This is a genomic window from Pyrococcus sp., assembly GCF_030153625.1.
Lineage (GTDB): Archaea > Methanobacteriota_B > Thermococci > Thermococcales > Thermococcaceae > Pyrococcus > Pyrococcus furiosus.
On sequence record NZ_JASKLM010000029.1, the window covers coordinates 1 to 23,351 of the forward strand.

A 23,351-nucleotide genomic window follows, 5' to 3' on the forward strand; every position below is an offset into this window, starting at 1 on the left:
TATAGAATGCTCTCAGCCTTCATTTCTCTCCCTTCTTTTTCTGAAAAATTATCAGAAACTTAAACCTAACGCCCTACCGCTTATCCTAACAGTATCTATGCTCTTTAAGTAAAAGTTATAAGGATAAGCTGCTAAGATGCTAAAGGTGTTTGCTATGGAAATGAAGGATGCAAAGCTATATGGTGGTATAGGAGCAATACTCCAACTGGTAGGCCCCTTTGTTCCCAGCATAGGGTTTATACTAGCTCTTGTTGGTTTAGTTCTAGTGTTTCTTGCGGTGAAGACAATTAGCGAAAAGAGTGGTGATGAAGGGATATTCAACAACTATCTTAAGGCATTTATAGCTCAGATCCTTGGAATTATCATATTCGTCGGAATAATTGTTGCTACTATCGGCACAGCGATTCTTAAGGGAGGAATGGGCAAGCTAGCAAATCCAATGGAATTTATGAGCCTAATTGGGACGATTCTACTTGGATTCATAATATTGTGGATCTTCTACACAGTGGCTGGATATTTCAAGAAGAAGTCCTACGAGCTAATAGCCCAGTACACTGGAACTGATATGTTCAAAACTGCAGGTTTGCTGTTTTTCATTGGAGCAATACTAATTATACTAGGAATTGGTGTACTAATAATACTAATTGCAGAAATATTGGAGATTGTGGCATTCTTCTCACTACCCGAAACTTCAGAGAGTGCTCCTGTATCTGCTTAGCTCCTCCTCAATTTTCTTTTTGGCATATTCATAAGCCAAGGGTCTCAACTTTTCTATAATTATTTGCCTTATCTCTTCCACGCCTTCTCCCTTTAAGGCCGAGATCTTTATTGGTTTTAATCCCTTTCTCTCTAAGAATTCTTCAACTTTCTTTACTTGCTCCTCTTTCGCAACATCTATCTTGTTTAAGACGACGATAAATGGGAACTCCTTAAACTCCTCGTATATCTCCTCGAACAAGTGCATCTGCTCTTCTATTGGAAATCCACAGTATTCGCTTGGGTCAAAGATGTATATTATCAGCTTCCCGAGATGTTTCAAGGCGAGTATTGCCTGCTTTTCAATTTCGTTTCTCTCACTTAGTGGCCTATCGAGTAACCCAGGAGTGTCAATTACCTGATATTTAAAATAGCCATCTTCAAATTGGCCAACGTTTATTCCCTTTGTTGTGAAGGGATAGCTCGCAATTTCAGGCTTTGCTGTAGTTAAAGCCTTTAGGAGAGTTGACTTACCCACATTTGGGTGGCCCGCTATAACAACCGTAGGAACTTCGAGGTCTATAACGGGAAGATCTTTCAGTACCTCTCTGGCCTTGTTTAAGTATCTAAGCCTGTCATCTATGTCTCTAAGTACACTAGCAACTCTTCCATAGAATTGCCTTCTAAGTTGAGCCATTTCTTCTGGATCTCTTGAATACCTGATTCTCTCAACATATCTCTCTTCAAGCTCTCTAACCATTCTAATTGCCCAATCTATTCCAGCCATTGCCTTGTGAAAAGTATCCCTGTCTACAAGAACATCTACTAACTCCTGATAAAATTGCGGAAGGGTAGAAAGTCCTGGAGTGCGTTCTAGCACCTTCTTTAAATAATCCCTTATTACATTGCTAACTGTTCTGATTCTTAGCTCCTCCCTCTGCCTAGCTTTCTTAACTCTATCTCCCCTGGGCATAAAAGATGAAGCCGCTTTCTCAGCTCGCCTAAATGCCTTGTCAATTAATTCATCAGCAGTAAGGATTGTGGGCATTCTCTCAAATGGATTTCTCATTGTGTCTCACCTCCTTAAATCCACAGCCATTCTCTCCTCTTTATTATGAAGATACCGATGAGCATGGTGAGAGTATATACATACCTCCACGCATCGCTCTCAGGTTCTCCTTTATAAACTCTATCTAGGACTATCGAAGATTCAGTAAGTCTGTATACCCTAACTTCTCTAACTTCCCAAAGTCTATCTATTGTATCCAAGTACTCGGAAAAAGTTACGGGAGCTGACCCCCAGTCAAATATCCAGAGGGTCCCATTTATAAAGAGAGCCGCTGTGGCGTGCCCTCCAGTTATATCACCCTTAAACAGTGTATGGATAATGTAAACAGGGGATACGTTGTTATCAAGAAGAACTTGCGCTGTCAAAATTGCAAAATCACTACAAACTCCGATTCTTCGCCCTATAGTCTCTCTGGGGGTTTGAATGTAAGAGACTCCACTTTCCAGCCTAGCATAGTCATATGGAATTTGAGAGATAAACCTTTGAACTTCAACTCCAGCTTCCATGGGATTTGTTGAATTAAGCCTAATGTTTACCTTTCCGTAGCCATACTTTATGGTACAAACCATGCTTGCCTTAAAGTCATATAGCCAGGCTGTCCTATATTCACATAAGTTCTCATTGAACGTAATTTCTTTTCCTACTTGTATTTCCTCATATCCTAATCTAAAACTCCAAATATGGGAAGTGAAAGCGGGGAAGAGTATGAACACCAAAAAAAGCATGCTAAGTATTTTTCCATCTACTAATCGAAAATACCTTTTTGGGACATTGGCTCTTCCAAAATGTTCCAAACGGGAATACAATAGCCTTTCAATTTTCTCCCCGTATTTCCATAGAATAATTAAGATGTAGTTCTTTTTCCTCCAAGGAATCTTTGTTGTTGAAGTAAAGTCTATTATACGAAGATATTCTAGAAACATTTCATCTTTAGGGAGATTTTTAAGCTTTCTAATTCTTTCAGCTATCTCATGAGACAAAGGATCAATTTCCTCAGCACATTTTTCTAGGATTTGGTCTAATTCCTTCATTACTTGAATATTATTTTGTGACAATAAAAAATATTAACCCCTCAGCAAATTTATATATTGGTGAAAATGTTATGATAAGAGCCTCAAAGAGAGCTCTCTCTGTGGAGTATGCTATTAGAGATGTCGTTCTACCTGCAAGGGAACTTGAAAAAAAGGGAATCAAGGTAATTAGGCTAAACATAGGCGATCCTGTAAAGTTCGACTTTCAACCACCCGAGCACATGAAGGAAGCATATTGTAAAGCAATTAAAGAGGGGCACAATTACTATGGAGATAGTGAGGGATTACCCGAGTTAAGAAAAGCTATAGTAGAAAGGGAAAAGAGGAAGAATGGAGTGGACATAACTCCCGATGACGTGAGGGTTACAGCTGCAGTCACTGAAGCTCTCCAGCTAATTTTTGGAGCTCTATTAGACCCAGGAGATGAAATTCTAGTTCCTGGGCCCAGTTATCCTCCCTATACAGGGCTTGTAAAGTTCTACGGTGGAAAGCCTGTGGAATATAGAACTATTGAAGAGGAAGACTGGCAACCTGATATTGACGACATTAGGAAGAAGATAACAGACAGAACAAAAGCTATAGCAGTTATAAACCCCAACAACCCGACTGGAGCGCTCTACGACAAAAAGACACTTGAGGAAATCTTGAACATCGCAGGGGAATATGAAATTCCTGTTATAAGCGACGAGATATACGATTTGATGACATACGAGGGAGAACACATTTCTCCCGGATCATTAACCAAAGATGTTCCTGTAATAGTTATGAACGGATTATCCAAAGTCTACTTTGCCACAGGGTGGAGACTTGGATACATGTACTTTGTCGATCCAGAGAATAAATTGAGTGAGGTCAGAGAGGCAATAGATAGATTGGCAAGGATTAGACTGTGTCCAAATACCCCCGCACAATTCGCAGCTATAGCAGGACTAACGGGCCCAATGGATTATCTCAAAGAATACATGAAAAAGCTCAAGGAGAGAAGAGATTACATCTACAAGAGGCTAAATGAGATCCCAGGAATAAGCACGACAAAACCACAAGGAGCATTTTACATATTCCCCAAGATAGAGGAGGGACCGTGGAAGAATGATAAAGAATTCGTTCTTGACGTTCTCCACAATGCTCACGTTCTATTTGTTCACGGTTCAGGATTTGGAGAGTATGGTGCAGGCCACTTTAGAGCAGTGTTCTTGCCTCCAATAGAAATCCTGGAAGAGGCTATGGATAGATTCGAAAAGTTCATGAAAGAAAGACTGAAAGAATGATACTTCTTTCTTCTCTTCTTTTTTATTGTCAAAAAATATTGTGGAGCCGGGACCGGGATTTGAACCCGGGTAAAGGGGATCTGCAGTCCCCCGCCTGGCCTCTAGGCTATCCCGGCATTACAAAAGTAGGAATGGCGCCGCGGCGGGGATTTGAACCCCGGCGGGACCACGCCCACCGGCTTAGCAGGCCGGCGCCCTACCAGGCTAGGCTACCGCGGCACACTCGATATTGTGAAACTAAAAGTGGGTATTTAAATTTTTTGTTGGAGCCGGGACCGGGATTTGAACCCGGGACCTGGGGATTACGAGTCCCCCGCCCCACCAGGCTAGGCTATCCCGGCTCAAACCCATTCTCATTTAACGCATGCCTTAGCTTATAAAAATTATCCCAACTATAATTCATTACTTCTAACTTGCAATTATTAATACAAGTAGCAAAAATATAAAAAACTTAAAAGCATAAAATTAAAACAGTAATAAAGGAGGAGTAAATAAAATTACCCTATATATTCCACCTTTGGCAATAGTAACCCTCGGAATAACAATACTTGTATCGAAGAAAACTTTAAGGCGTGATTTATTGGTTAAAAGATAGTCCAAATTATTGTTAAAGATTCTAGGGGTTAATATTTCGAGGATAATTGAGGACATAGAGCAAAACAATCGACATGTTTAAAAGCCCATATTGATTTCCCAACATGAGGTGAGTACTTATGGTCACCAAGCGCTTACCTGGGAAAATTAGGCGAGCCCTTAGGGCGAGATATTATGATATAGAGCCAAAAGCGTGGATTGGGAAGAGAGGGTTAGAGGAGAGTGTTATAAAGGAAATAGAGAATCAACTGGCAAGGACTGGAGTTCTAAAAGTCGAAATTAGAAAAGGTGCCCTAATAGCAACTAAAATGACTAGAAAGCAGATAGCTGAAAAAGTTGCCGAGCTAACCGATAGCGAACTTTTAGAAGTTAGGGGCAAAAGATTTATATTATTCAAACCGAGAGAGGGTTGGGAAAAGTATTTAAAGAAGATTAAAATGAAGGAGCAATCAAGGAAAGAAATTAAAGAAGAGCCCATACGTAAGATCAAATTGGATATCATCGAATTTAGAAAGAAATTCAAGAGAGGGAGGGGTTGATAAATGGCAACAGTTTATGACGTTCCCGGTGATCTTTTAGTGGAAAGAGTAGCCCAAAGACTGAAGGAGATTCCAGAAATAAAACCACCAGAGTGGGCTCCATTCGTAAAGACAGGAAGACACAAAGAAAGACTTCCAGAGCAGGAAGATTGGTGGTACTATAGAGTTGCATCAATCTTAAGAAGGGTTTACCTTGATGGCCCAGTTGGAATTGAAAGGCTTAGGACTTACTATGGTGGAAGAAAGAACAGAGGACATGCTCCAGAGAAATTCTACAAGGCTGGAGGTAGCATAATAAGAAAGGCCCTACAGCAGTTGGAAGCTGCTGGATTTGTAGAAAAAGTCCCAGGAAAAGGAAGGGTAATAACACCAAAGGGGAGAAGCTTCCTCGATAAAATAGCCACTGAGCTAAAGAAGGAACTTGAAGAAATTATTCCCGAGCTTAAGAAGTATTGAACCATCTCTTTTTTCCATAAAGATTTTATATTTTAACCTCACTTCTAATTCTTGGTGTTGAGTAATGGTAAAGATTAGGGCATCAAAGCTCAGGGATGTTGAACTAATTACTGACACAGGAGTAAGGCTTGGATGGGTCTATGATTTGCTTTTTGAAGAGGAAGGAGAAGAAAAAGGAAAGATACTTGCAATACTTGCAGAGCCAGATGAAGATATTGACATCTCCAAGTTCAGAATTACGGAAGATGAACTGCTCATAATACCGATAACTGCCGTAAAAAGTATTGGAGAAGTTATAATAATTGATTCTTCAAAATTAGCTCAAGTTATCAGAGCAAGATGAAGCTTGACGACTCCTTTTTAACTTTATTTCCTGAAGAAGATAAGGTATATGAAGTTCTCCTCTCAACCAAATCAAACTTTACTCCTATTGGAGTTAGAAGACAGGGAAGAGTCTTAAAATTTAGGATTTTTGAGGGAAGAAGCTTTAGAGACTTAGAGGAATGTAATTACGCAATTATTCAAGTCGTCGACGATACTGAGCTCTTAGCAGGGCTAGCATATAACCTTGATGTTAAGTTTGATGTTACCCAGGGGATCAAAGTCCCAATAAGAAGAATAGAAGGCTATCCCTGGGTAGAGGGAGAAGTTAAATGTAGAATTGTAAAAGTAAAAGATTCCATTGGAGAGAGCATTGCAAAAGATTGCACATTAACTCCCATTTATATAGGTATAGAAAAAAGAGTACCCCGGCCAATAAGCAGGGCAGACAACGTTCTCTTAGAGCTAGCAGTTCTCGGAACAAGGCTCATAGTAAAGAAGAAAAGAGGGTTACAAATTAAGGACGTTGCACAAAAGATAGAGGAATTATACGAGCTTTACAGAAAATTGGGAGGAAAAAGCGAAATCGCCGGAAAAATAATGGATATACTAAGAAAGCACTACCTGTAAAGTTGCCTCTTCTCCAGGCTCCAATTCATCTATCCTCCACACTATTACTCCATCTTCAATTTTTACTTCTCCTTTAGTGGCCCAAACCTCTTTCGCATAGCCTTTCATTCTGTACTCAAAGTTTTTAAGCGGAAGAAATCTTGGAGCTCTTACTCTAATAAAGTGCCTTTCCCCTATGTTGTCTTCCACGATTATAGGCCTAAAGAATGCAAAGTATGAGGTAAACAGCACTGTTCCCAGGAAGAGAGCAAGGTAAAAAAGGAATTCCCAAATTCTACTAGAGATTTTAGTCCCTACTGGAGTAGGAGAAGGTGTTTGAACGGTAGTGGAGGGAGTAAAGGTTGGTGTCTTTGTTGGAGTAGCTTCCGTTGAAGGTGGATTTGAAGTGGGCGTTACAGGTTTCTTCGTTATAAATGTGGTAGAGGCAGGTAAGTACTTTGAACTTTCTGCAGAAACTTCAACTTCTCCATACCCTATATCATTTAAATTGAACCTTGCTATACCATTTGAATCTGTGACATTGTAGATATATCCTTTTGGCCCGAAGACTTTAATCACAATCCCCTCTATAGGATAACCGTCAGGATCTACTGCCCTAACTATTAGGGTTGTGTTTTCCTGAGATGCAAATAAGAGGGGAGTCTTAACCCTAACCAGCTCTTCTACAACTTTTCCATCTAGGTCAAGTGTAACAGTATATACCCCAGGCTCATTAACTTCATACTCTATTTTTCCATCCTTTCCGGTAACAAAGCTTAATGCATCTATCGTAACCTTGACGTCACTTGCGGGATTTTCACCTTCAAAGACGTTCACTATAATCTTCCCGTTCTCAAATTTTACTGTGTAGGACAGGTTTCTTCTGTATATAGTAAAGTTATGCTCGATTTTCTTTTCCCTTCCATAGAAATTGGCAGAGAACAGAATGGTGTAATTCCCAACCTCAGTCCCAGGAAGGGATAAAGTTGTTACCCAACTTTCACCCTCTTTTACAATCGGTTTATAAGAAAGTACTTGGATAGTTTTCCCATCTCTTTTCACTTCAACTTTTGCATCTCCGTAGAGCAATAGGTTAGAATACGAGGTAATGGCCAATGTAAAGGTAGCATTTCTACCATATCTGACTTTTTCAGACCCATCTATTAAGAGAGAAAAGTTAACGACTGATCTCACTTTTAACGTTAAAATATCTTCAACTAACTGATTTCCCCACTTTGCCACAATGTGAATCTTGTATAAACCTGCACTTGGGTTTGTTGTATAAACCTTCAAAGTTAAATTTCTGCTTTCCCCTGGAGAAAGAGCATTTACATAACCTTGGGTGAACAGCACTCCCTTAATCTGATCTATCGCATAGACTGTCACGTTGTACGCTGTTTCATTTCCCACGTTCTTTAAAGTGACATTTATAGTGAAGCTATCCCCTGGGAAAATTTCCACTTCTTTTGGAGAAATGCTAATTAAAAGTGTTGGTTGAGCTGTAGTGGGTGGCATAAACAGTGAAATAACAATTATAAAGAAAAATAGAGCTACTTTTTTCATGATTTCCCCTCCAACGTTTTTTGTATTCCCAACAATACCTCAAGAGATACTCCGCTAGAAGGCGTGAAAACAAACTTCTCAATTTTTGGGCTTACCTCAATAAACCTCCACCCAACATTTAAGAACTTCACAGCCAACACTGGGATCCCTCCAAACCTTCTTGAAAATTCTATTAATCTGCCCATGTCTCTCTTTCCCACGTACAAATGATCTTTCTTTGTAACCTTAACTTCTATGCACAAATACTTCTTTCCATTACCTGCAACTAAGTCAACTTTCTTGCTCCCTGCCGACCTCACCACAGCAAATCCATGCTTTTCCAAGAGCTTAATCAATTCTCTCTCTGCCTGGGCCCCTTTTCTATACATACAATGTTTTTCCTATCTACCTCTTATAAACTTTTTAAACTCCTTGACATACCCTCTCGAGATGCACATATTGATAAAAAAGGCAATAAAAGAGAGATTTGGAAAGTTGAATGCCCTTCAACAATTAGCCTTTCATAAAATTAGGGGAGAAGGTAAAAGTGTTTTAATAATAGCTCCGACAGGAAGCGGAAAAACTGAAGCCGCAGTAATTCCAATCTTAGACGCAATACTACGGGAGAATCTTAAACCTATAGCAGCTATTTATATAGCCCCATTGAAGGCACTAAATAGGGACTTGCTAGAGAGACTAAAGTGGTGGGAAGAAAAAACTGGGGTAATAATAGAGGTTAGGCATGGGGACACGCCTACCTCAAAAAGATTGAAGCAGGTAAAAAATCCTCCCCACCTATTAATTACAACCCCTGAAATGCTCCCTGCTATTCTTACGACAAAGTCCTTCCGTCCCTATCTTAAGAACACTAAATTTATCGTGATAGACGAGATTGGTGAACTTATAGAGAATAAAAGAGGAACCCAGCTAATCCTAAATCTAAAAAGACTTGAATTAATTACAGAAGATAAACCAATAAGGATTGGCCTTTCTGCAACAATTGGAAGTGAAGAAAAGGTAAGGCTTTGGATGGAAGCGGATGAAGTGGTAAAGCCTCGACTAAAAAAGAAGTACAAATTTACCGTTTTATACCCTCAGCCAATTCCAGAGGATGAAAAGCTTGCTGAAGAGCTCAAAGTTCCAATAGAAGTTGCAACGAGGCTAAGAGTTGTGTGGGATATTGTAGAAAAGCACAAGAAGGTATTGATCTTTGTTAATACCCGACAATTTGCAGAGATCTTAGGGCATAGACTTAAAGCTTGGGGAAAACCTGTTGAAGTTCACCATGGTAGCCTTTCAAGGGAAGCAAGAATAGAGGCAGAGAAGAAACTTAAGGAAGGAAAAATAAAAGCACTAATTTGTACCTCATCAATGGAACTTGGCATTGACATAGGGGATGTTGATGCAGTTATTCAGTACATGAGTCCTCGACAGGTAAATAGGCTAGTCCAGAGAGCTGGAAGAAGCAAACATAGACTGTGGGAAACAAGCGAGGCTTACATCATAACCACAAACGTAGAAGATTATCTCCAAAGCTTGGCAATAGCAAAGCTCGCACTAGAAGGAAAACTGGAAGATGTAAATCCCTACGAAAATGCCCTTGATGTCCTGGCTCACTTTATAGTTGGTTTGACAATAGAATACAGAAATGTTAACATTACTGAACCCTATTCCCTTGCGAAATCTACTTATCCCTACAGAAAGCTCTCCTGGGAAGACTATCAGAAAGTTTTAGAGATTTTAGAAGAGGCTAGAATAATAAGAAGAGATGGAGATGCAATTAAGCTGGGAAAAAATGCCTTTAAGTATTATTTCGAGAACCTCTCAACAATACCTGACGAAATAAGTTATGCAGTTATAGATATTGCAAGTGGAAAATCTGTTGGAAGACTAGATGAAAACTTTGTTACGGAACTTGAAGAGAGTATGGAATTCATCATGCATGGAAGAAGCTGGATCGTGCTGGAAATTAACGAAAAAGAAAGGATAATAAAGGTTAAGGAGAGCAACAATTTAGAAAGTGCACTGCCAAGTTGGGAAGGGGAGCTCATTCCAGTTCCTTTGGAAGTTGCAGAATTTGTTGGAAAGCTGAAGAGAGAGCTCCTATGGGACAAAGAGAGAGCATTAAAACTGCTTGAGGGCGTTGAATTTAATAAGGAAGAACTCGAGGTTGCAATTTCCCAACTAGTAGAATCAGAACCAGTGGCGAGTGATAGAGATATCATTATAGAATCCTATCCAAAATTTGTGATAATTCATGCTGATTTTGGAAATAAAATTAACGAAGGGCTCACAAGATTTATCTCAGTGTTTTTATCCGCCCGATATGGGAATATTTTCCTCCCAAGAAGTCAAGCTCATGGAATTATAATTAGAAGCCCATTTAGGCTTAATCCTGAAGAAATAAAGGAAATACTGTTAATGAAAGCAGAAGTTGGAGATATTGTTGCTAGAGGAATTAGAGACACTCCAATATACCGCTGGAAGATGAGTGCAATTGCTAAGAGATTCGGTGCCCTAAGAAGGGACGCGAGAATAAAAAAAGTAGAAAGGCTGTTTGAAGGGACAATAATAGAGAAGGAGACTTTTAATGAAATTTACCATGATAAAATCGACATTGATAAAACAGAGAAAATTCTAGAAAAAATAAGAAAGGGAGAAATTAGAATGAAAACTTTGTTCAGAGAGGAAATAACGCCTCTTTCCTCTTCTTTGGCAACCCTAGGAGGAGAGTTTCTAATTAGAGATATACTTACCCAGGAGGAAGTAGAAGAGATATTTAGGGAGAAGTTACTCGATGCTGAGTTAGTCATGGTTTGTACAAACTGCGGATTTTCCTGGAGAACAAAAGTTCGCAGGGTTATGGATAGAGTCAATGAGTTAAGCTGTCCCAAGTGTGATTCCAAAATGATAGCTCCTCTACACCCCAAAGATTCCGAAACTTTCATCTCAGCTCTCAAAAAGTTAAAAAGAGGAGAAAAGCTTAGTAGGGAAGAAGAAAAGTATTACCTTAGAGGTTTAAAGGCGGCTGATTTACTTAAAGCCTACGGGAAGGACGCTCTTTTAGCATTAGCTACCTATGGGGTTGGGGTAGAAAGCGCCACCAGAATACTTAGGGATTATAGAGGAAAATCCCTTATAAAAGCACTTATCGAGGCAGAGAAACACTACATCCAAACTAGAAAGTTTTGGGAATAGATACCAAAAGACCTTTATACTATATTGTTCCCTAACTTCTAGAGAAGTTAAATTTAGGAGGGGGTAAGGAATCATGAAAAAAGCAAGCATATTACTCATCATAATGCTTATTGCCAGTGGGTTAACTATATTTAATCCAAAAGCCCTAGGGCTTGAGAAGTATTCAACACTTACTGTGGGATTAAAATTAGGGGGATACATAGAATTTGGAGGAAAGTACGCCGTAAAGTTTGCCGATGTAGACCCCACCAACTGGAATAGGGCTGCAATTGAAATATATGAGAACGGAAACAGAGTCGCTAGGAAGATACTCGAAGAAGGACAAACTATGTACTATCCTGACGAAAATAATCCTCTATTTGGAGTTGAAGTTACGGGAATATGGGAATCCCAAAAAACAGCATACATAGAGATTAAAACTCCTGTTAAGCTTTTTAAAGAGAATATCACCCTCAAAGAAGGAGAATCTTACACAATGCCTTCAGGGTTCCCACAGTACAAGATCACTGTTCGTGATGTCCCCTCAGACACAAAGGCTGAGTTAACAATAAGATACCCGGATGGAACTACGGTTACGAGAACCCTCGAAAAAGATTATCCTGTGGGAGTGCCCTATAAGATTTCGAGCGAATTAACTCAATCTTCCGTTCTAGTAATTGAATATGTTAAAGCCTCAAAGGACAAAAGCGTCACATTTAACCTGTATATTGCTAAGATGATTTTCGCTCCTGCAAAAGTTGTTCAACCCGAAGAACAAAAAGAAGAAAAAACAACTACAGAAGAACCGATACAAGTTGTTTATGACGATGTCATCTATGCTGGAGAGAAAGTTACAATTACCTACAATAAGACCACTTATCAAATTCAGCTCGTTAGCGTGGGATATTATTCCAAATTTGACCTCATTATAGACGATAAAAGTGTCGAAACTGCAACAGTTAAAGAGGGAGGGAGCTATATATTTACAAAAGCTCCCCTAAGGGTGGAAGTTATTCCAAATACAGTAGATCTTAAATACAACAGGTTACAGGCAAAAATCTACGCTCCCATAGGTGCTTCTGGATCTGTAATTCTTAGAGAGGCAAATATAACCGTGAGACTTGACATAAGCCAGAATAGAGTTTTATTAGGAGAAGAGATAATAGTGTTCATAAAGGTTAAAAACGAAGGAAAAGGTAATGCATTCAACGTAAAGGTCTTAGCTCCAATCCCAAATAATTTTGAGCTTATAAGTGGTATTGGAACATGGGAACTCTCAAGGCTCGAACCCTTCTCAGAGATGCCCGTACTCATTTACACACTAAAACCAAATGCGGTTGGAAACTATAGTCTAGGACCCGTAATTGTGGAGTATTACAACGAACTTGGAAAAAAGATTACAGTAAAATCAAACATAATAGAAGATATTTCCGTCTATGGAGTTCCACAATTAGAGCTAACTGGTGGGGCAATAAAAGATGGGGAGACTAAGAATTATGCAGAGAAGGAAACCAACTCAACAATCAGGTTAAGATTCACAATTTCAGCCCAAGGTGAAGATAGTAGATTCGAATTCATCAAGAACGCCACTTTATATCTAGAGCTTGGTGACTTCTTAGATGGAAAAGACTCTATAGTCCTCGGAACGATCAAAGCTGGAGAAGAAAAGGTAGTTGAAGAAGAATACAAGATATTAAAAGAGGGAGTGTATCCTTTAAAAGTTATTCTAAAATATCAAGATCCTCTAGGAAATTGGCACGAGGAAATTTATCCAAATGTCATTTTAATAAATTCAGTTCCACCTAAAATCATCGTAAAAACTCAGACCATAGAGAAATGGCCAGAACCAGAAGAATTACCAGAATATATTGACAAAGTATTAGCAACGTTAGAGAATGCAACACCTCTTGCTCAGAAGATTTCAAATATAACTGAGAAGTACATTCCCAAACAACAAGAGAAAGAAACTAACATCGTTCCTTACCTCCTGGGAGTTCTAATTTTAGCCTTAGGCATTGGACTAGTATACACAGCTTACGAACTCAATCTATACAAGACTAAACTTAAAGCACTAGAAGCCAAAAAGAGAAAACCCAGGCCAGGAGGACTACCAAAGAAAGAAGATAAAACAGATATCAGAGTCTTAGAACAGATAAGTCAACAAGAGACCACAAAGGAGAAGACTCAATAATTTTCACTTCTTTTTCTTATTATTTCTTCCCGAGTATCCAAAAAAGATTTATTTAAGAACTAAGAAAGTTACAGAATAGGGGGATAGAGAATATGAGAAAGTTGTATGTACTATCCCTACTCCTGCTAATAATCTTGGGAAGTTCCGCGGTAAGCGCGAGCATACTTGAGTATTCTAGCAAAATAACATATGATTACTCACTTGAAACGGACAAGATAAAAGATCTCAGCCTTAGCCTGCTTGCCCTTGCAGTTGCAACAGACAAAGCTGAAAGCCTAGACAGAAAGAAGTTGTGGGAGGTTACTGAAAAGCTACTCTCTCATCAGAACGGAGATGGAGGATGGGGATACTTTTATGGCAGCGTTAGCTCAGTCCCAGATACTGGATATGCTCTTTTAGCTTTAGGAACTGCACTTGAAAAGTTTGAAGGAGAGTATGATAAAGAGTATAAAATTAAAAGGGCAATAAATCGTGGAGTGGAATTTCTCCTCGATAACTATAATGGAGAAGGGTGGGGATACCTAAAGAAAATGCCCACTAGTTACTATCCCACATTAATAGCGGTTGTTGCTCTTTCTTCTCTCAATAGAGGATATCCATATACAGAGATTGCATTTTCAAATGTTCTAAAAAATACAATCCCAGAGAAACCGGAAGAACTTGCGCTATGGATTCTTGCCTATTACAATATCTATAAAGAAGAACCAACGAATGTTGTAGAAAAGCTAATTAAGAGTGTCAAAGAGGACTATGAATATCCTTTAGCAGCATACGTTTTGTTAAAAGTTAGAGGACTTGACTTTGAAGCAGCCAAGTTATTGGCAAAAGCAGAGAGCTATAATGAGTCCTGGACAAGTCCATATTATCCAATATACACGACGATGGCATTTTCTTTAGTCTCAGAAAGCATTATACCCCAAGGAGAGGATAAGCTCGCCAAATATTGTGCTCTTCTAGAGAACATGCAAAATGAAGATGGAGGATGGGGAATATACAAGGGTTCACCCTCAGATGTTAGAGTCACATATTATGCCCTAATGAGCATGAAAATCTGCAATCCCCAGAGCGAAGCTGTTTATAGAGGATTAGAATTTATGAGAAGGGAGATGGAAAAGAACAAAGAACTAATCCTAATGGATGGAAAGTTAAGAGATGAGTACTTGTATGCACTTTTAGCACTACTCGAATATAGAAGCTTGGACTGGAATGAGAGAAAAGTAGAAAGAGCCCTAATAGAGAGTTCGGAATGGGGCTTTGCATATGGTAAGCAACCCCTTACCACAGCTCTCGCCATTAAAGCCCTTTTAAAAATGGGTGCCGATAAAACTACTCCTATCGTAAAAGAGAACATAGAATGGTTATTAAGGATAAAGAAAAACGGAGGATGGGGCTTTATCTTTAGAACTGTGATAGTTGATTGGAATTATGCTCCAGAGTACCCCGCAACTATTGAAATTTTCAACGTTCTTTGGCCATTGGTAGACGAAGAAGACCTCAAAGATACTATAGAGCTTCTTAGAAAAACTCCACCAAGAATAGAATGGCAGAAGTTATACGCCTATCTATCATTATCCGAGAAGAGCATTGAGCCTTACTGGAGCCCAGAAATTTCAGAAAGTGAAAACAATTCATTAACAGTAGCTATGCTCGTAAGGTACTATTCAATGTTCCCAGGAGTAGCAAAAGTCAATTTATATTCAGTCATCACAGAACTAAAAGACAAAAATGTTTCCATGATAACAACTACAGAAGTCCTTAAAGACACTGTGAAAGCAATGCTAAAGGATAATTTCAACATCATAGTTAACGAAACTGTTTTTGCTGATCCTGAATTATTAGAAGTTCCAGAAAGAGGCAATTGGATCGTCATAGCTCCAATATCAGCTGTGAAAGTTCATGAGTACAATGCAGACGTGAAAGTAAGGGTAGGAGAAGAGATAAAAGTTAATGACCTTCCAGTAGAAGGAAAAGCAATTCTATTCATTATTCCAGGGAGAAACAGGAATGGAAACTTAATATTCATCCTATATACAGAGCCTAAAGAGTACGCAGAAAAGCTTGCAGAAGTTATTTTCTCACAACCTATAATAAAGTACATCCATGGTAAATGTGTGGTAATAACATGGAAAGATACTAACAACAATGGAAACGTTGAAATTGAAGAGATTGACATGAAATTCCTAAAATAGAGGTGATAAAACTGTGCGAGCCATAATAATTGGAATTGGTCAGTGTGGAACAAAAATAGCAGATATATTCTCCTTAGTTGATTTCGAGGCTTTGGCTATCAACACATCAAGAGGAGATCTAGAGTACCTAAAGCACATTCCTCCAGACCGAAGAATCTTGATAGGAGAGAGTATAGTGGGAGGAAAAGGTGTCAACGCAAATCCAGTGCTGGGTAGAGAGGCTATGAAAAGAGACCTTCCAATGGTAATGAAAAAGATATCCTCTCTAGTAGGATTTGAAGATGTTGATATCTTCTTCCTAACCTTTGGTTTTGGAGGGGGAACAGGAGCTGGGGGAACCCCAGTATTAGCAGAGGCCTTAAAAGAGGAATATCCAGACTCCCTCGTGGTAGCAATAGGAGCCCTACCCTTAAAAGAAGAAGGAATACGACCAACGATCAATGCTGCAATCACAATCGATAAGCTATCTAAGATAGTGGACTCGATAATAGCAATTGACAATAACAAGTTAAAAGAAAGTAACGAAGACATTAGCCAGGCCTACGAGAGGATAAATTATGCAATCGTGGAGAGAATAGCCTCCTTACTGGCTTTAATAGATGTCCCAGGGGAGCAAACTTTAGATGCAAGCGACTTAAAATTTGTGTTGAGGGCTATGGGAAGCTTTGCAACAGTAGGTTACGCAAAGGCAGACGCAACAAAAATCAAAAGTTTATCTAGACTGATAATAAGATCTTTCGAAAACGAGGGTTTATACCTTGATGTTAATATAGAATCAGCTCTTTACGGCTTAGTTGCAATCCACGGACCTCCAGAAGCATTGAAGGCAAACGAGATCTTTGAGGCATTGAACGAGCTAACCCAAAGGATAAGAGGAAAGCAAATTTTTAGAGGATTTTATCCAGATCCCAGGGAAAGGGAAGTTGAGGTAGTTACATTGCTCAGTGGAATTTACGAAAGTAAGAGCATTGAAGAGATCGTTATTACAGCCAAAAAATATGCTCAAGAATTTTTAAAAGCTAAGGAAGAGGGAGAATCTAAAAAGAAGAAGCTACTAAGTGGATTGCCAGATTTCGATGACATATACCCAGGTGAAGCAGATGATCAAAGTTAAAGATTCAGTTGAAGTGGCCCTTGAACTTGATGAAAAGAGAGTTTATGAACACATAGCTCACGAAAGTGCTGAAGACATGGTTAGGATAATTTCCTCAGTAGACGCTGAAAGAGCAAAACTCAAGGGGATGACAGTTCACTATATCGACGATTGGGATTTACTGATAAGAGAAAGAATTAGGAAAGGTAAAAGGCATACCGCATTTGACTTCTATAATCCAACCCTACTAGAAACCTGGGAAGAAAAAGTCAAACTTGCTAAAAAAATTCTAAGATGGAGAAAATATTCAATAATGGGAATTATAGCCCTAATTATCGGACTTGGAATTTTAACATTTTTCCTTGAAATCCCCCTAGTAATATTTGGCCTTGCCTTATTCCCAGTGTTGTTTTATCTCAATGACTATCTTCTCCAAAAGGTTGATACAATATACTACGAACTTGTTCAATTCTTCATATATGAGCTTAGAGAATTAGTTAAGCGATATAAGTTAGACCCCAAAAAATACGGATTCACTCTGTACAACCTAGATTATAGGGATGTTGAATTCAATAGAAATAGGGGCATTGTCAAACTATAACCCCAAAGATTAAATATTTCTATGAGTAGAAAAAAATAGGGGAAAACATGAAGAAAGGTCAGGTCTCACTGGAATTCCTCTTCATATTTATGATATTCACATTAATCCTCATATACTCAATAAGGATGACAACATTTGAGAGTGGGCCTTCAGTAGAGGTCGCAAGAACCCAAATTAGTCTTGAAGAGAAAGCCTTAGCCGATGCAATTTCAAATACAATAAGCCAAGTATATGCCCACGGCCCTGGTTCAAAGTCTACAACATATGTTCACTTAACATATCTAAGATGGAAAACACAGATAGAGAGGGTTTACGGAATTAATAATCCCAGCATATTCATTACCTACAAAAATGGAACCTGTGTAACGATAAAAGGAGTATCTTGGATAGAGGAAGGAGGAAACAAAACGGTATTTTGTTCTGAATCTCTGCTTAAAGTTGACTGGTCAAACAACGGTACTATTTATAACCCATCCACTACTCACGCAGGAAATCAAGGGCTAGAGATCCCCGTGGAAAAGCTCAAAAAGACCCTTAAGATAGTTGTGGAGTGGAATCCAGATAAAAGCCCAGAGTGGAGTTACAATGAAGCTGAGGGAACTCTATATATAAACATTGGAATAGGGTGAGAAGGCAATGAAGGCTCAACTAAGCATAGACTTCATATTCGCAATGACATTACTCTTGATATTCTCCCTTGGCCTAATGAGCTTTGCATTTGAGGAGAAAGAAGAAGTTGAGACACTAAACCATGCGGCAAAAGTTAGAGTGTTTGCAATAAGCCTACGAGACATGATAAATAAGGTCTACGCTATGGGGCCTGGGTTTGCTGTAGTTAAGGATATCCCCTTCACACTAGGTTCAAAAGATAACGTGACAATAACAGTAAGCACTGAAAGGAAAGTCACAGTTGTAGCTTATATAGAGGGGAAAAAATACACAGTAACTGAGACCCTTCAAGTCCCTATATTTGAAAACACGTCTGTGATTATTGAGAATGAAACTACAAAAAAGATTGTAATAAAGTATGAAGATGGAAGAGGTGTGATCCTTGAGAGGGCAAACGGCAATTGAATTTATGCTAATATTTGGAGTGATAATGGTCACTATCATTGTTTTATTTCATCCCATATTAACTAATCAGAGAGACACAATTGTAACAAGTACTTTTAAGGAGATCGCCTCAGATGCATGTTACTATATAAACCTGGGAGTCAAGGTAGAAGACTACGAGCATGAGCCACTGAACAATTTAGTTGGAAATGTTAAGTGTAACTTTCTAGGAATTTCCGTCGATTCAACTACCGGCGAGATTAGGGTAACGTTGAAATTCGAGGTAAATGGTAATGCTCAAGATTTTGCTAGTGGAATCATAGAGTATATTAAAAGGAGGATCACGGAAATTAGAGGATTCACAATAACAGATAAAGGCGAAATATTTTACAGAGATTCTAAAATAACAATTGAAATCCTCACCTAGTCTTCTATTATCTCCACACTACCAAAAGCGTTTAAAGAATGCAAAATTAGGAGATAAAGGGTTGTGTAAGGCTCAATTCCATAAGTTTTCACGAATCCACTTCCTTTCTTAGGAATTACTAGTATTTCTACCTTTTTAAAGTCTGGAATTATTATGACATCTCCCCGAGCCCTAATCTTAAAATTCCACCGCAATCCTTTACAAACCCTACTAAGAAATGCTATAGCTCCTTCCCATTTGTCCACGTTCGTTTTATAATATATGGTATATCCCAAGGTATCACCAATTATAGTAATGATGTTAATGTTTATAAAAATTACTATAAAATTTCAGGAATAAAAGTAGAATTTTATGTAATGAAGATCCAAAAGATTTTTAAATTAATTTAAGTTCTCTCTAGATGATGATAAGTAAAAGAATTATGCTCATGATCCTAGGAGTAGTTATCCTAACACCCACAGTCTCTGCATTAAGCATTAGCTGTCCTTCTGAAGTACTATATGATCAAACTCTTCAGTGTGAAATCATAGGAGTTAGCAAACTCAAAGAAGATAACATAGAAGTAATGCCTCCTTTGCCAGTTTTTATTGAAGACAAGCATGTTAGGATTTATACTGATACTATTATCCAGAGAAGGCGTGAGAATTTTAGAGTTGCTTTAGGCCCAATGCCTAAATGGGTTGTTGCAGCGGCTCCCCTAAATCTTTCAATTCTAATAAAAGATCCAGAATCTAAGATGACTTATTACTTCAACAAAGTGGTCTACTTAAAAGTACCGCTCAAGAAGATTTTGAAAGCTATTGGCTTTGGAGCATTTGTAATTGGAGTTATCTTTATAGAAGTTCTTCCGCAATATACTTCCGGAAGAGCTTTTGTAGCTTCAATTGTGGGTCCTATTTTATGGCTTGGGGATAAGTATTTAGTGACTCTCTCAGCTCTCATTGTTTATTTTGGACTTTCAATTACCTGGGATGGAAGTTTAGATAAAAGTGCTCAAGAACTTATTAAGAGCTTAGTTGTAACTGGGAGCATAACAGTTATTCTCCTATTGGGAATTGCACTTGCACTTGGATTATATTTAAACAAATATCCGAAAGTTTCGTTCTTTACAGGGTTGGAATGGACAACTCTCATCCCCCTAGCACTTGGTTCATCTTCTAGAGAAGACTACACCATAAGCTTTTTCATTCATATCTTCTTGATATGCATAATAGCGATTATAATATGGCGCTATGCAGACTATCCATACTCCAAGTGTAGAAAAGCTCTTAACTTCTTTGATAAATTCTCTATCCCTTTCAATTTCCTATTACTTAGCTTCTTTTATGCATTTTATGTTGTGAAAACTCCAAAGCCTGTTCAAGCGTTTTTCTTAGCCACAACAGGATTTTTTATGTATTCAACTAAATTAGCCTTTGAAAAGGTAAAAGAGGCCAAAATTCAGTTTGATAAGGACATAAAACGCATCGAAAGAGGAGGCATGAATATTTATAGCATTTAAAAATTTTAAGAAAGTAGCTATAAAGTATGCATGAGATGATGAATAAACCCGTTGCTGAAAAATGATGAGAGGATCGACTAGCTGACTACAGCTCACCACATATCTTTGCAAAATTCCTCAGTATATCTGCCCCATGCTCTGTATGGGCAACCTCTGGATGAAACTGAACTCCATAGATTGGAAGCTCTTCATGCTTCATTGCCTCAACTGGACAAGTATCACTCCTTGCAAGGAGCTTAAACTTCGGTGGAAGCTTTTTAACTTCATCCATATGGCTTTCCCAGACCCTTACTTTTCTCGGCAATCCTTTGAAGATGTCGTTCTCGTCGATTATTTCAATTTCAACTAAGCTATACTCTGCTTTCTCTCCTCTCCCAACTTCTCCCCCAAAGAACTTTGCTATGAGCTGGTGCCCAAGGCAAATCCCTAGAATTGGAACATTGAATTCTTCGTAATGTTCAAGAATCTTTTCACAATTACCAGTGTTCTCTAAGCTTGGTCCTCCAGAAAAGATAATCCCCTTAGGTTTCATTGCCTTTATCTCATCCAAAGGAGTGGTGTTAGGGATTATCTTTGCTTCTACTCCTAAATAGCGAAGAGTTCTCCATATCCTATGGACATATTGCCCTCCGTTGTCCATTATAATGATCATCTCACTCCCTCACTCAAATTCTATTGTTGCAGGTGGCTTGTTCGTTATGTCATAAAGTACCCTTCCAACTTCGGGAATCTCGCTAGTTATTCTGAAAGCTATCCTCTGAAGAACTTCCCAGGGGACGTTCATAGCATTTGCTGTCATACCATCTACACTTTCGACAATTCTTACTGCAATAGTTTCCTTGTACGCCCTAATATCCCCCTGAACGCCTACAGTTTTAACTCCAAGGAGAACAGCAAAGGCTTGCCATGGCCTTAGTCCAGCTTTTTCAATTTCCTCTTCCACAATAGCATTTGCCTCTCTAACTATTCTTATCTTCTCAGGAGTTACTTCTCCAATAACTCTGACAGCAAGTCCTGGGCCTGGGAAAGGCATTCTGTTGTAGATTTTCTCTGGAAGGCCTAACTCCTTGGCTAATTGTCTAACCTCATCCTTATAGAGATCTCTAAGAGGTTCTATTATCTTTAGATTTAACTTCTCCGGCAATCCTCCAACGTTGTGATGGCTCTTGATTTTTCCTTGACTTTCAATCCAATCTGGTGCTATTGTCCCCTGAATGAGATATTCCGCCCCAATGTCCTTTGCAACTTCCTCAAACACCTCTATGAATACCCTTCCAATAATTTTTCTTTTCTCTTCAGGATCTACAACTCCCTTTAGAGCCGCGAAGAATCTGTCTTGAGCATCAACATAATGGAGATTCATGCCAAACTCGTCCCTAAAGGTTTTAATTACAAACTCTGGTTCACCTTTTCTTAGAAATCCAGTATTTACGAATACTGCATGAAGCTTATCACCTATTGCTCTGTGAGCTAAAACTGCTGCAGTTGAACTATCAACTCCACCTGAAAGTGCAATTATCGCCTTGGAGTCCCCTACTGTCTCTCTAATTTCCTTAATTTTTTCTTCAATGAACTTTTCCCACACTCTAACTCACCTCTTCGTCAAACAATTGTTTAAATTTTGTTAAAAATCTTGCGAAATTAAACATTAACTTGTAAATAAATTTCCCCTCCTGAACACTTTTAAATAAAGAGATATATAAGGATTAAGTAAGGACTTTTTCCACCATATCATTCTCAATTGCCTCTTTAATTTCCATAGCTATCCTTCTTCCAGTGCTTACTGGTCTGTCATATTTAAGCCACGTGTAAGGAGAGCCGTTAACGAAGATGTTAGTTCCAGCAACTATTCTCGCCGATATTTCAAAGACTACAAATTCAAGATCTGGTGTAAATACTCCCTCGAGACAGAACGGACCCCACAGCCCTCCCATAAGCTCTTCCGCAGCTTTTACAACTTTCTCTCCTACCTCGATTACATCAATTAAAAGGCTCTCCCTTAAGACTATTGGGATGTTCCCTATGACAGTATAAGTTATATCCATATTCAACTCAAGCTGATCTCTTGCTGGTATTCTTCCGATTCCGTCAACGTTGCTCTCATATCTCCTGTCTATGCTCATCAGCTCCAGCTCTTCCCTGACTCTAGAGTAAAAGTAGTGAGGATATACCGGGACTCCTAAAATGTATTCTTGGATTTGAATGTTCTTTAAATTTTCCTTACTTTTAATCCCCAGGAACTTCTCAGCTTTTCTCCAGAAATCTTCAGGGTCTTTAGCTAAGAAGTATCCTTTTCCTCCTTTAGCTCCATGTGGCTTTACAATCACTGGCTTATCTATGTCATCAGGATCTTCATAAACCTCTGGAACTCTTACTCTTGCCTTTTTGAGCCATTTTCTCTCTAAATCTCTGTCACTCTCCCACCTAAGAACTCTTTTATTTCCAAAATATGGAACTTTCATGTTTTCAACAAGTTCTATTCCCAAGTGTGCAACAAAGGAACCTGTTGGAATTACCACAGCATTCAGATTCAGTAATTCCTCTTCTGGATACTTTTCTTCAATGAAATAATCAGCTACTGGGAAGTATTTTGTATATAGGGGCTTCACCCTCGAAGAACCAAATGCTATCGTCTCAAATCCCTCATCTTTTGCTCCCTTGAGTATTTGAAGGGCCGAGTGAGAGGCATAAGTTGCTATTCTAACCATCATATTTTCACCATTTTTATGTAAAAATCCGAGTTTTTTTAAACATTTTTCGACATTTTTATGTAAATAAAAAGCTTAAACTTCAAACCAGAAGAGTTCATAGGTGAAAGAAAAAATGACCAAAATTGTTACTGGAATTTTACTTGTCTTAGTTCTAATGGCAGGTGGATGTATAACTCCCCAGGGTGAGATACTGTTAGGATAACTGGGGCATCACCTCCTGAAGCCATTCAGTAACATCACCAGGCGGATCACCAAAACTAGAATGAATTCTGACAAAATTATA

General features: G+C 38.7%; 23 protein-coding genes, 3 tRNA genes and 1 pseudogene. 15 read left to right on the forward strand and 12 right to left on the reverse strand.

All coding sequences use genetic code 11. The features are described 5' to 3' along the window. Positions 1-136: 136 nt before the first annotated feature. Positions 137-718: a DUF996 domain-containing protein gene (locus PWP39_RS06055; protein WP_148267971.1), complete on the forward strand. Its 582-nt coding sequence runs from the start codon at positions 137-139 to the stop codon at positions 716-718. Here the strand turns inward: PWP39_RS06055 and PWP39_RS06060 are convergent. Continuing rightward, a complete protein-coding gene (locus PWP39_RS06060) occupies positions 692-1,765 on the reverse strand; it encodes an NOG1 family protein (protein WP_011012642.1) in 1,074 nt (357 codons plus the stop codon). The genes PWP39_RS06055 and PWP39_RS06060 overlap by 27 nt on opposite strands. Positions 1,766-1,779: 14 nt before the next feature. Further along, the gene (locus tag PWP39_RS06065) at positions 1,780-2,796 is read right to left on the reverse strand and encodes a transglutaminase-like domain-containing protein (protein WP_288073170.1); all 1,017 of its coding nucleotides are present in this window, start codon (positions 2,794-2,796) and stop codon (positions 1,780-1,782) included. A 71-nt stretch (positions 2,797-2,867) separates the two neighbouring features. Here PWP39_RS06065 and PWP39_RS06070 point away from each other — a divergent pair, with 71 nt between their 5' ends. Next, positions 2,868-4,064, forward strand: a complete 1,197-nt coding sequence (locus tag PWP39_RS06070) for a pyridoxal phosphate-dependent aminotransferase (RefSeq protein WP_288073171.1) — start codon at positions 2,868-2,870, stop codon at positions 4,062-4,064. 41 nt (positions 4,065-4,105) lie between these two features. Here PWP39_RS06070 and PWP39_RS06075 read toward each other — a convergent pair. From PWP39_RS06075 to PWP39_RS06085, 3 genes are all read right to left on the reverse strand, one after another. Then, positions 4,106-4,180: transfer RNA gene (locus tag PWP39_RS06075), tRNA-Cys, on the reverse strand. A gap of 16 nt (positions 4,181-4,196) precedes the next feature. Then, positions 4,197-4,283, reverse strand: a tRNA-Ser gene (locus PWP39_RS06080). Positions 4,284-4,328: 45 nt separating this feature from the next. After that, positions 4,329-4,405 (reverse strand) — tRNA-Thr (locus tag PWP39_RS06085). A 372-nt stretch (positions 4,406-4,777) separates the two neighbouring features. On the opposite strand from PWP39_RS06085, the gene PWP39_RS06090 reads away from it, so the two are divergent. The 4 genes from PWP39_RS06090 to PWP39_RS06105 all read left to right on the forward strand — a co-directional run bounded on the left by PWP39_RS06090 (position 4,778) and on the right by PWP39_RS06105 (position 6,604). Next, positions 4,778-5,197 carry a YhbY family RNA-binding protein gene (locus PWP39_RS06090; RefSeq protein WP_011012645.1) on the forward strand — a complete coding sequence of 140 codons (420 nt, stop codon included), beginning with the start codon at positions 4,778-4,780 and terminating at the stop codon, positions 5,195-5,197. A 3-nt stretch (positions 5,198-5,200) separates the two neighbouring features. Continuing rightward, positions 5,201-5,653: a 30S ribosomal protein S19e gene (locus PWP39_RS06095; RefSeq protein WP_011012646.1), complete on the forward strand. Its 453-nt coding sequence runs from the start codon at positions 5,201-5,203 to the stop codon at positions 5,651-5,653. A gap of 64 nt (positions 5,654-5,717) precedes the next feature. Then, entirely contained in the window at positions 5,718-5,996 is a 279-nt protein-coding gene (locus PWP39_RS06100; RefSeq protein ID WP_011012647.1) for a PRC-barrel domain-containing protein, read from the forward strand. After that, positions 5,993-6,604 carry a DUF447 domain-containing protein gene (locus PWP39_RS06105; RefSeq protein ID WP_011012648.1) on the forward strand — a complete coding sequence of 204 codons (612 nt, stop codon included), beginning with the start codon at positions 5,993-5,995 and terminating at the stop codon, positions 6,602-6,604. Before PWP39_RS06100 ends, PWP39_RS06105 begins: the two co-directional genes overlap by 4 nt. Here the strand turns inward: PWP39_RS06105 and PWP39_RS06110 are convergent. Beyond that, a complete protein-coding gene (locus tag PWP39_RS06110) occupies positions 6,584-8,146 on the reverse strand; it encodes a CARDB domain-containing protein (protein ID WP_011012649.1) in 1,563 nt (520 codons plus the stop codon). The two genes, PWP39_RS06105 and PWP39_RS06110, sit on opposite strands and share 21 nt — an antisense overlap. Continuing rightward, the gene (gene hjc, locus PWP39_RS06115) at positions 8,143-8,514 is read right to left on the reverse strand and encodes a Holliday junction resolvase Hjc (protein WP_011012650.1); all 372 of its coding nucleotides are present in this window, start codon (positions 8,512-8,514) and stop codon (positions 8,143-8,145) included. Before hjc ends, PWP39_RS06110 begins: the two co-directional genes overlap by 4 nt. Positions 8,515-8,575: 61 nt before the next feature. Between hjc and PWP39_RS06120 the strand changes: the two genes are divergently transcribed. The 8 genes from PWP39_RS06120 to PWP39_RS06155 all read left to right on the forward strand — a co-directional run bounded on the left by PWP39_RS06120 (position 8,576) and on the right by PWP39_RS06155 (position 18,856). Continuing rightward, positions 8,576-11,323 carry a DEAD/DEAH box helicase gene (locus PWP39_RS06120; protein ID WP_048059063.1) on the forward strand — a complete coding sequence of 916 codons (2,748 nt, stop codon included), beginning with the start codon at positions 8,576-8,578 and terminating at the stop codon, positions 11,321-11,323. A 73-nt stretch (positions 11,324-11,396) separates the two neighbouring features. After that, positions 11,397-13,493: a COG1361 family protein gene (locus tag PWP39_RS06125; protein ID WP_011012652.1), complete on the forward strand. Its 2,097-nt coding sequence runs from the start codon at positions 11,397-11,399 to the stop codon at positions 13,491-13,493. Between the two features lie 92 nt (positions 13,494-13,585). Then, complete coding sequence (locus PWP39_RS06130) at positions 13,586-15,682, forward strand: prenyltransferase/squalene oxidase repeat-containing protein (protein ID WP_011012653.1); 2,097 nt, start codon at positions 13,586-13,588, stop codon at positions 15,680-15,682. 13 nt (positions 15,683-15,695) lie between these two features. Beyond that, on the forward strand, positions 15,696-16,796 hold the full coding sequence (locus tag PWP39_RS06135) for a tubulin/FtsZ family protein (RefSeq protein ID WP_011012654.1): 1,101 nt from the start codon (positions 15,696-15,698) through the stop codon (positions 16,794-16,796). Beyond that, positions 16,783-17,376 carry a hypothetical protein gene (locus tag PWP39_RS06140; protein ID WP_011012655.1) on the forward strand — a complete coding sequence of 198 codons (594 nt, stop codon included), beginning with the start codon at positions 16,783-16,785 and terminating at the stop codon, positions 17,374-17,376. Before PWP39_RS06135 ends, PWP39_RS06140 begins: the two co-directional genes overlap by 14 nt. 47 nt (positions 17,377-17,423) lie before the next feature. After that, entirely contained in the window at positions 17,424-18,005 is a 582-nt protein-coding gene (locus PWP39_RS06145) for a class III signal peptide-containing protein (protein WP_011012656.1), read from the forward strand. 7 nt (positions 18,006-18,012) lie between these two features. Continuing rightward, on the forward strand, positions 18,013-18,450 hold the full coding sequence (locus tag PWP39_RS06150; RefSeq protein ID WP_011012657.1) for a hypothetical protein: 438 nt from the start codon (positions 18,013-18,015) through the stop codon (positions 18,448-18,450). Beyond that, entirely contained in the window at positions 18,428-18,856 is a 429-nt protein-coding gene (locus PWP39_RS06155) for a hypothetical protein (RefSeq protein ID WP_014835427.1), read from the forward strand. The genes PWP39_RS06150 and PWP39_RS06155 overlap by 23 nt, the downstream gene beginning before the upstream one ends. Here PWP39_RS06155 and PWP39_RS06160 read toward each other — a convergent pair. Continuing rightward, complete coding sequence (locus PWP39_RS06160; RefSeq protein ID WP_011012659.1) at positions 18,853-19,101, reverse strand: hypothetical protein; 249 nt, start codon at positions 19,099-19,101, stop codon at positions 18,853-18,855. The genes PWP39_RS06155 and PWP39_RS06160 overlap by 4 nt on opposite strands. Positions 19,102-19,259: 158 nt before the next feature. Here PWP39_RS06160 and PWP39_RS06165 point away from each other — a divergent pair, with 158 nt between their 5' ends. Next, complete coding sequence (locus PWP39_RS06165) at positions 19,260-20,357, forward strand: hypothetical protein (RefSeq protein WP_288073178.1); 1,098 nt, start codon at positions 19,260-19,262, stop codon at positions 20,355-20,357. A gap of 85 nt (positions 20,358-20,442) precedes the next feature. Here the strand turns inward: PWP39_RS06165 and PWP39_RS06175 are convergent, their stop codons facing one another. From PWP39_RS06175 to PWP39_RS06190, 4 genes and pseudogenes are all read right to left on the reverse strand, one after another. Next, positions 20,443-21,009: a GMP synthase subunit A gene (locus PWP39_RS06175; RefSeq protein WP_011012662.1), complete on the reverse strand. Its 567-nt coding sequence runs from the start codon at positions 21,007-21,009 to the stop codon at positions 20,443-20,445. Positions 21,010-21,018: 9 nt separating this feature from the next. Further along, complete coding sequence (gene guaA, locus PWP39_RS06180) at positions 21,019-21,942, reverse strand: glutamine-hydrolyzing GMP synthase (protein WP_288073180.1); 924 nt, start codon at positions 21,940-21,942, stop codon at positions 21,019-21,021. 121 nt (positions 21,943-22,063) lie between these two features. Beyond that, positions 22,064-23,068 (reverse strand): formate--phosphoribosylaminoimidazolecarboxamide ligase, encoded by a 1,005-nt coding sequence (locus PWP39_RS06185; RefSeq protein ID WP_288073182.1) that lies wholly within the window; start codon positions 23,066-23,068, stop codon positions 22,064-22,066. Between the two features lie 193 nt (positions 23,069-23,261). Beyond that, positions 23,262-23,351: pseudogene (locus tag PWP39_RS06190) on the reverse strand (IS6 family transposase); the annotation flags it as partial.

What these genes read in the sequence shown, in the direction of transcription:
- PWP39_RS06120 (WP_048059063.1), top strand. Translation starts at nt 8,576, where the DNA reads ATGCACATATTGATAAAAAAGGCAATAAAAGAGAGATTTGGAAAGTTG.
- PWP39_RS06140 (WP_011012655.1), top strand. Translation starts at nt 16,783, where the DNA reads ATGATCAAAGTTAAAGATTCAGTTGAAGTGGCCCTTGAACTTGATGAA.
- hjc (WP_011012650.1), bottom strand. Translation starts at nt 8,514, where the DNA reads ATGTATAGAAAAGGGGCCCAGGCAGAGAGAGAATTGATTAAGCTCTTG.
- PWP39_RS06175 (WP_011012662.1), bottom strand. Translation starts at nt 21,009, where the DNA reads ATGATCATTATAATGGACAACGGAGGGCAATATGTCCATAGGATATGG.
- PWP39_RS06095 (WP_011012646.1), top strand. Translation starts at nt 5,201, where the DNA reads ATGGCAACAGTTTATGACGTTCCCGGTGATCTTTTAGTGGAAAGAGTA.
- PWP39_RS06150 (WP_011012657.1), top strand. Translation starts at nt 18,013, where the DNA reads ATGAAGGCTCAACTAAGCATAGACTTCATATTCGCAATGACATTACTC.
- PWP39_RS06185 (WP_288073182.1), bottom strand. Translation starts at nt 23,068, where the DNA reads ATGATGGTTAGAATAGCAACTTATGCCTCTCACTCGGCCCTTCAAATA.
- PWP39_RS06060 (WP_011012642.1), bottom strand. Translation starts at nt 1,765, where the DNA reads ATGAGAAATCCATTTGAGAGAATGCCCACAATCCTTACTGCTGATGAA.
- PWP39_RS06130 (WP_011012653.1), top strand. Translation starts at nt 13,586, where the DNA reads ATGAGAAAGTTGTATGTACTATCCCTACTCCTGCTAATAATCTTGGGA.
- PWP39_RS06145 (WP_011012656.1), top strand. Translation starts at nt 17,424, where the DNA reads ATGAAGAAAGGTCAGGTCTCACTGGAATTCCTCTTCATATTTATGATA.
- PWP39_RS06105 (WP_011012648.1), top strand. Translation starts at nt 5,993, where the DNA reads ATGAAGCTTGACGACTCCTTTTTAACTTTATTTCCTGAAGAAGATAAG.
- PWP39_RS06165 (WP_288073178.1), top strand. Translation starts at nt 19,260, where the DNA reads ATGATAAGTAAAAGAATTATGCTCATGATCCTAGGAGTAGTTATCCTA.
- PWP39_RS06100 (WP_011012647.1), top strand. Translation starts at nt 5,718, where the DNA reads ATGGTAAAGATTAGGGCATCAAAGCTCAGGGATGTTGAACTAATTACT.
- PWP39_RS06110 (WP_011012649.1), bottom strand. Translation starts at nt 8,146, where the DNA reads ATGAAAAAAGTAGCTCTATTTTTCTTTATAATTGTTATTTCACTGTTT.
- PWP39_RS06070 (WP_288073171.1), top strand. Translation starts at nt 2,868, where the DNA reads ATGATAAGAGCCTCAAAGAGAGCTCTCTCTGTGGAGTATGCTATTAGA.
- PWP39_RS06065 (WP_288073170.1), bottom strand. Translation starts at nt 2,796, where the DNA reads ATGAAGGAATTAGACCAAATCCTAGAAAAATGTGCTGAGGAAATTGAT.
- PWP39_RS06125 (WP_011012652.1), top strand. Translation starts at nt 11,397, where the DNA reads ATGAAAAAAGCAAGCATATTACTCATCATAATGCTTATTGCCAGTGGG.
- PWP39_RS06090 (WP_011012645.1), top strand. Translation starts at nt 4,778, where the DNA reads ATGGTCACCAAGCGCTTACCTGGGAAAATTAGGCGAGCCCTTAGGGCG.
- PWP39_RS06055 (WP_148267971.1), top strand. Translation starts at nt 137, where the DNA reads ATGCTAAAGGTGTTTGCTATGGAAATGAAGGATGCAAAGCTATATGGT.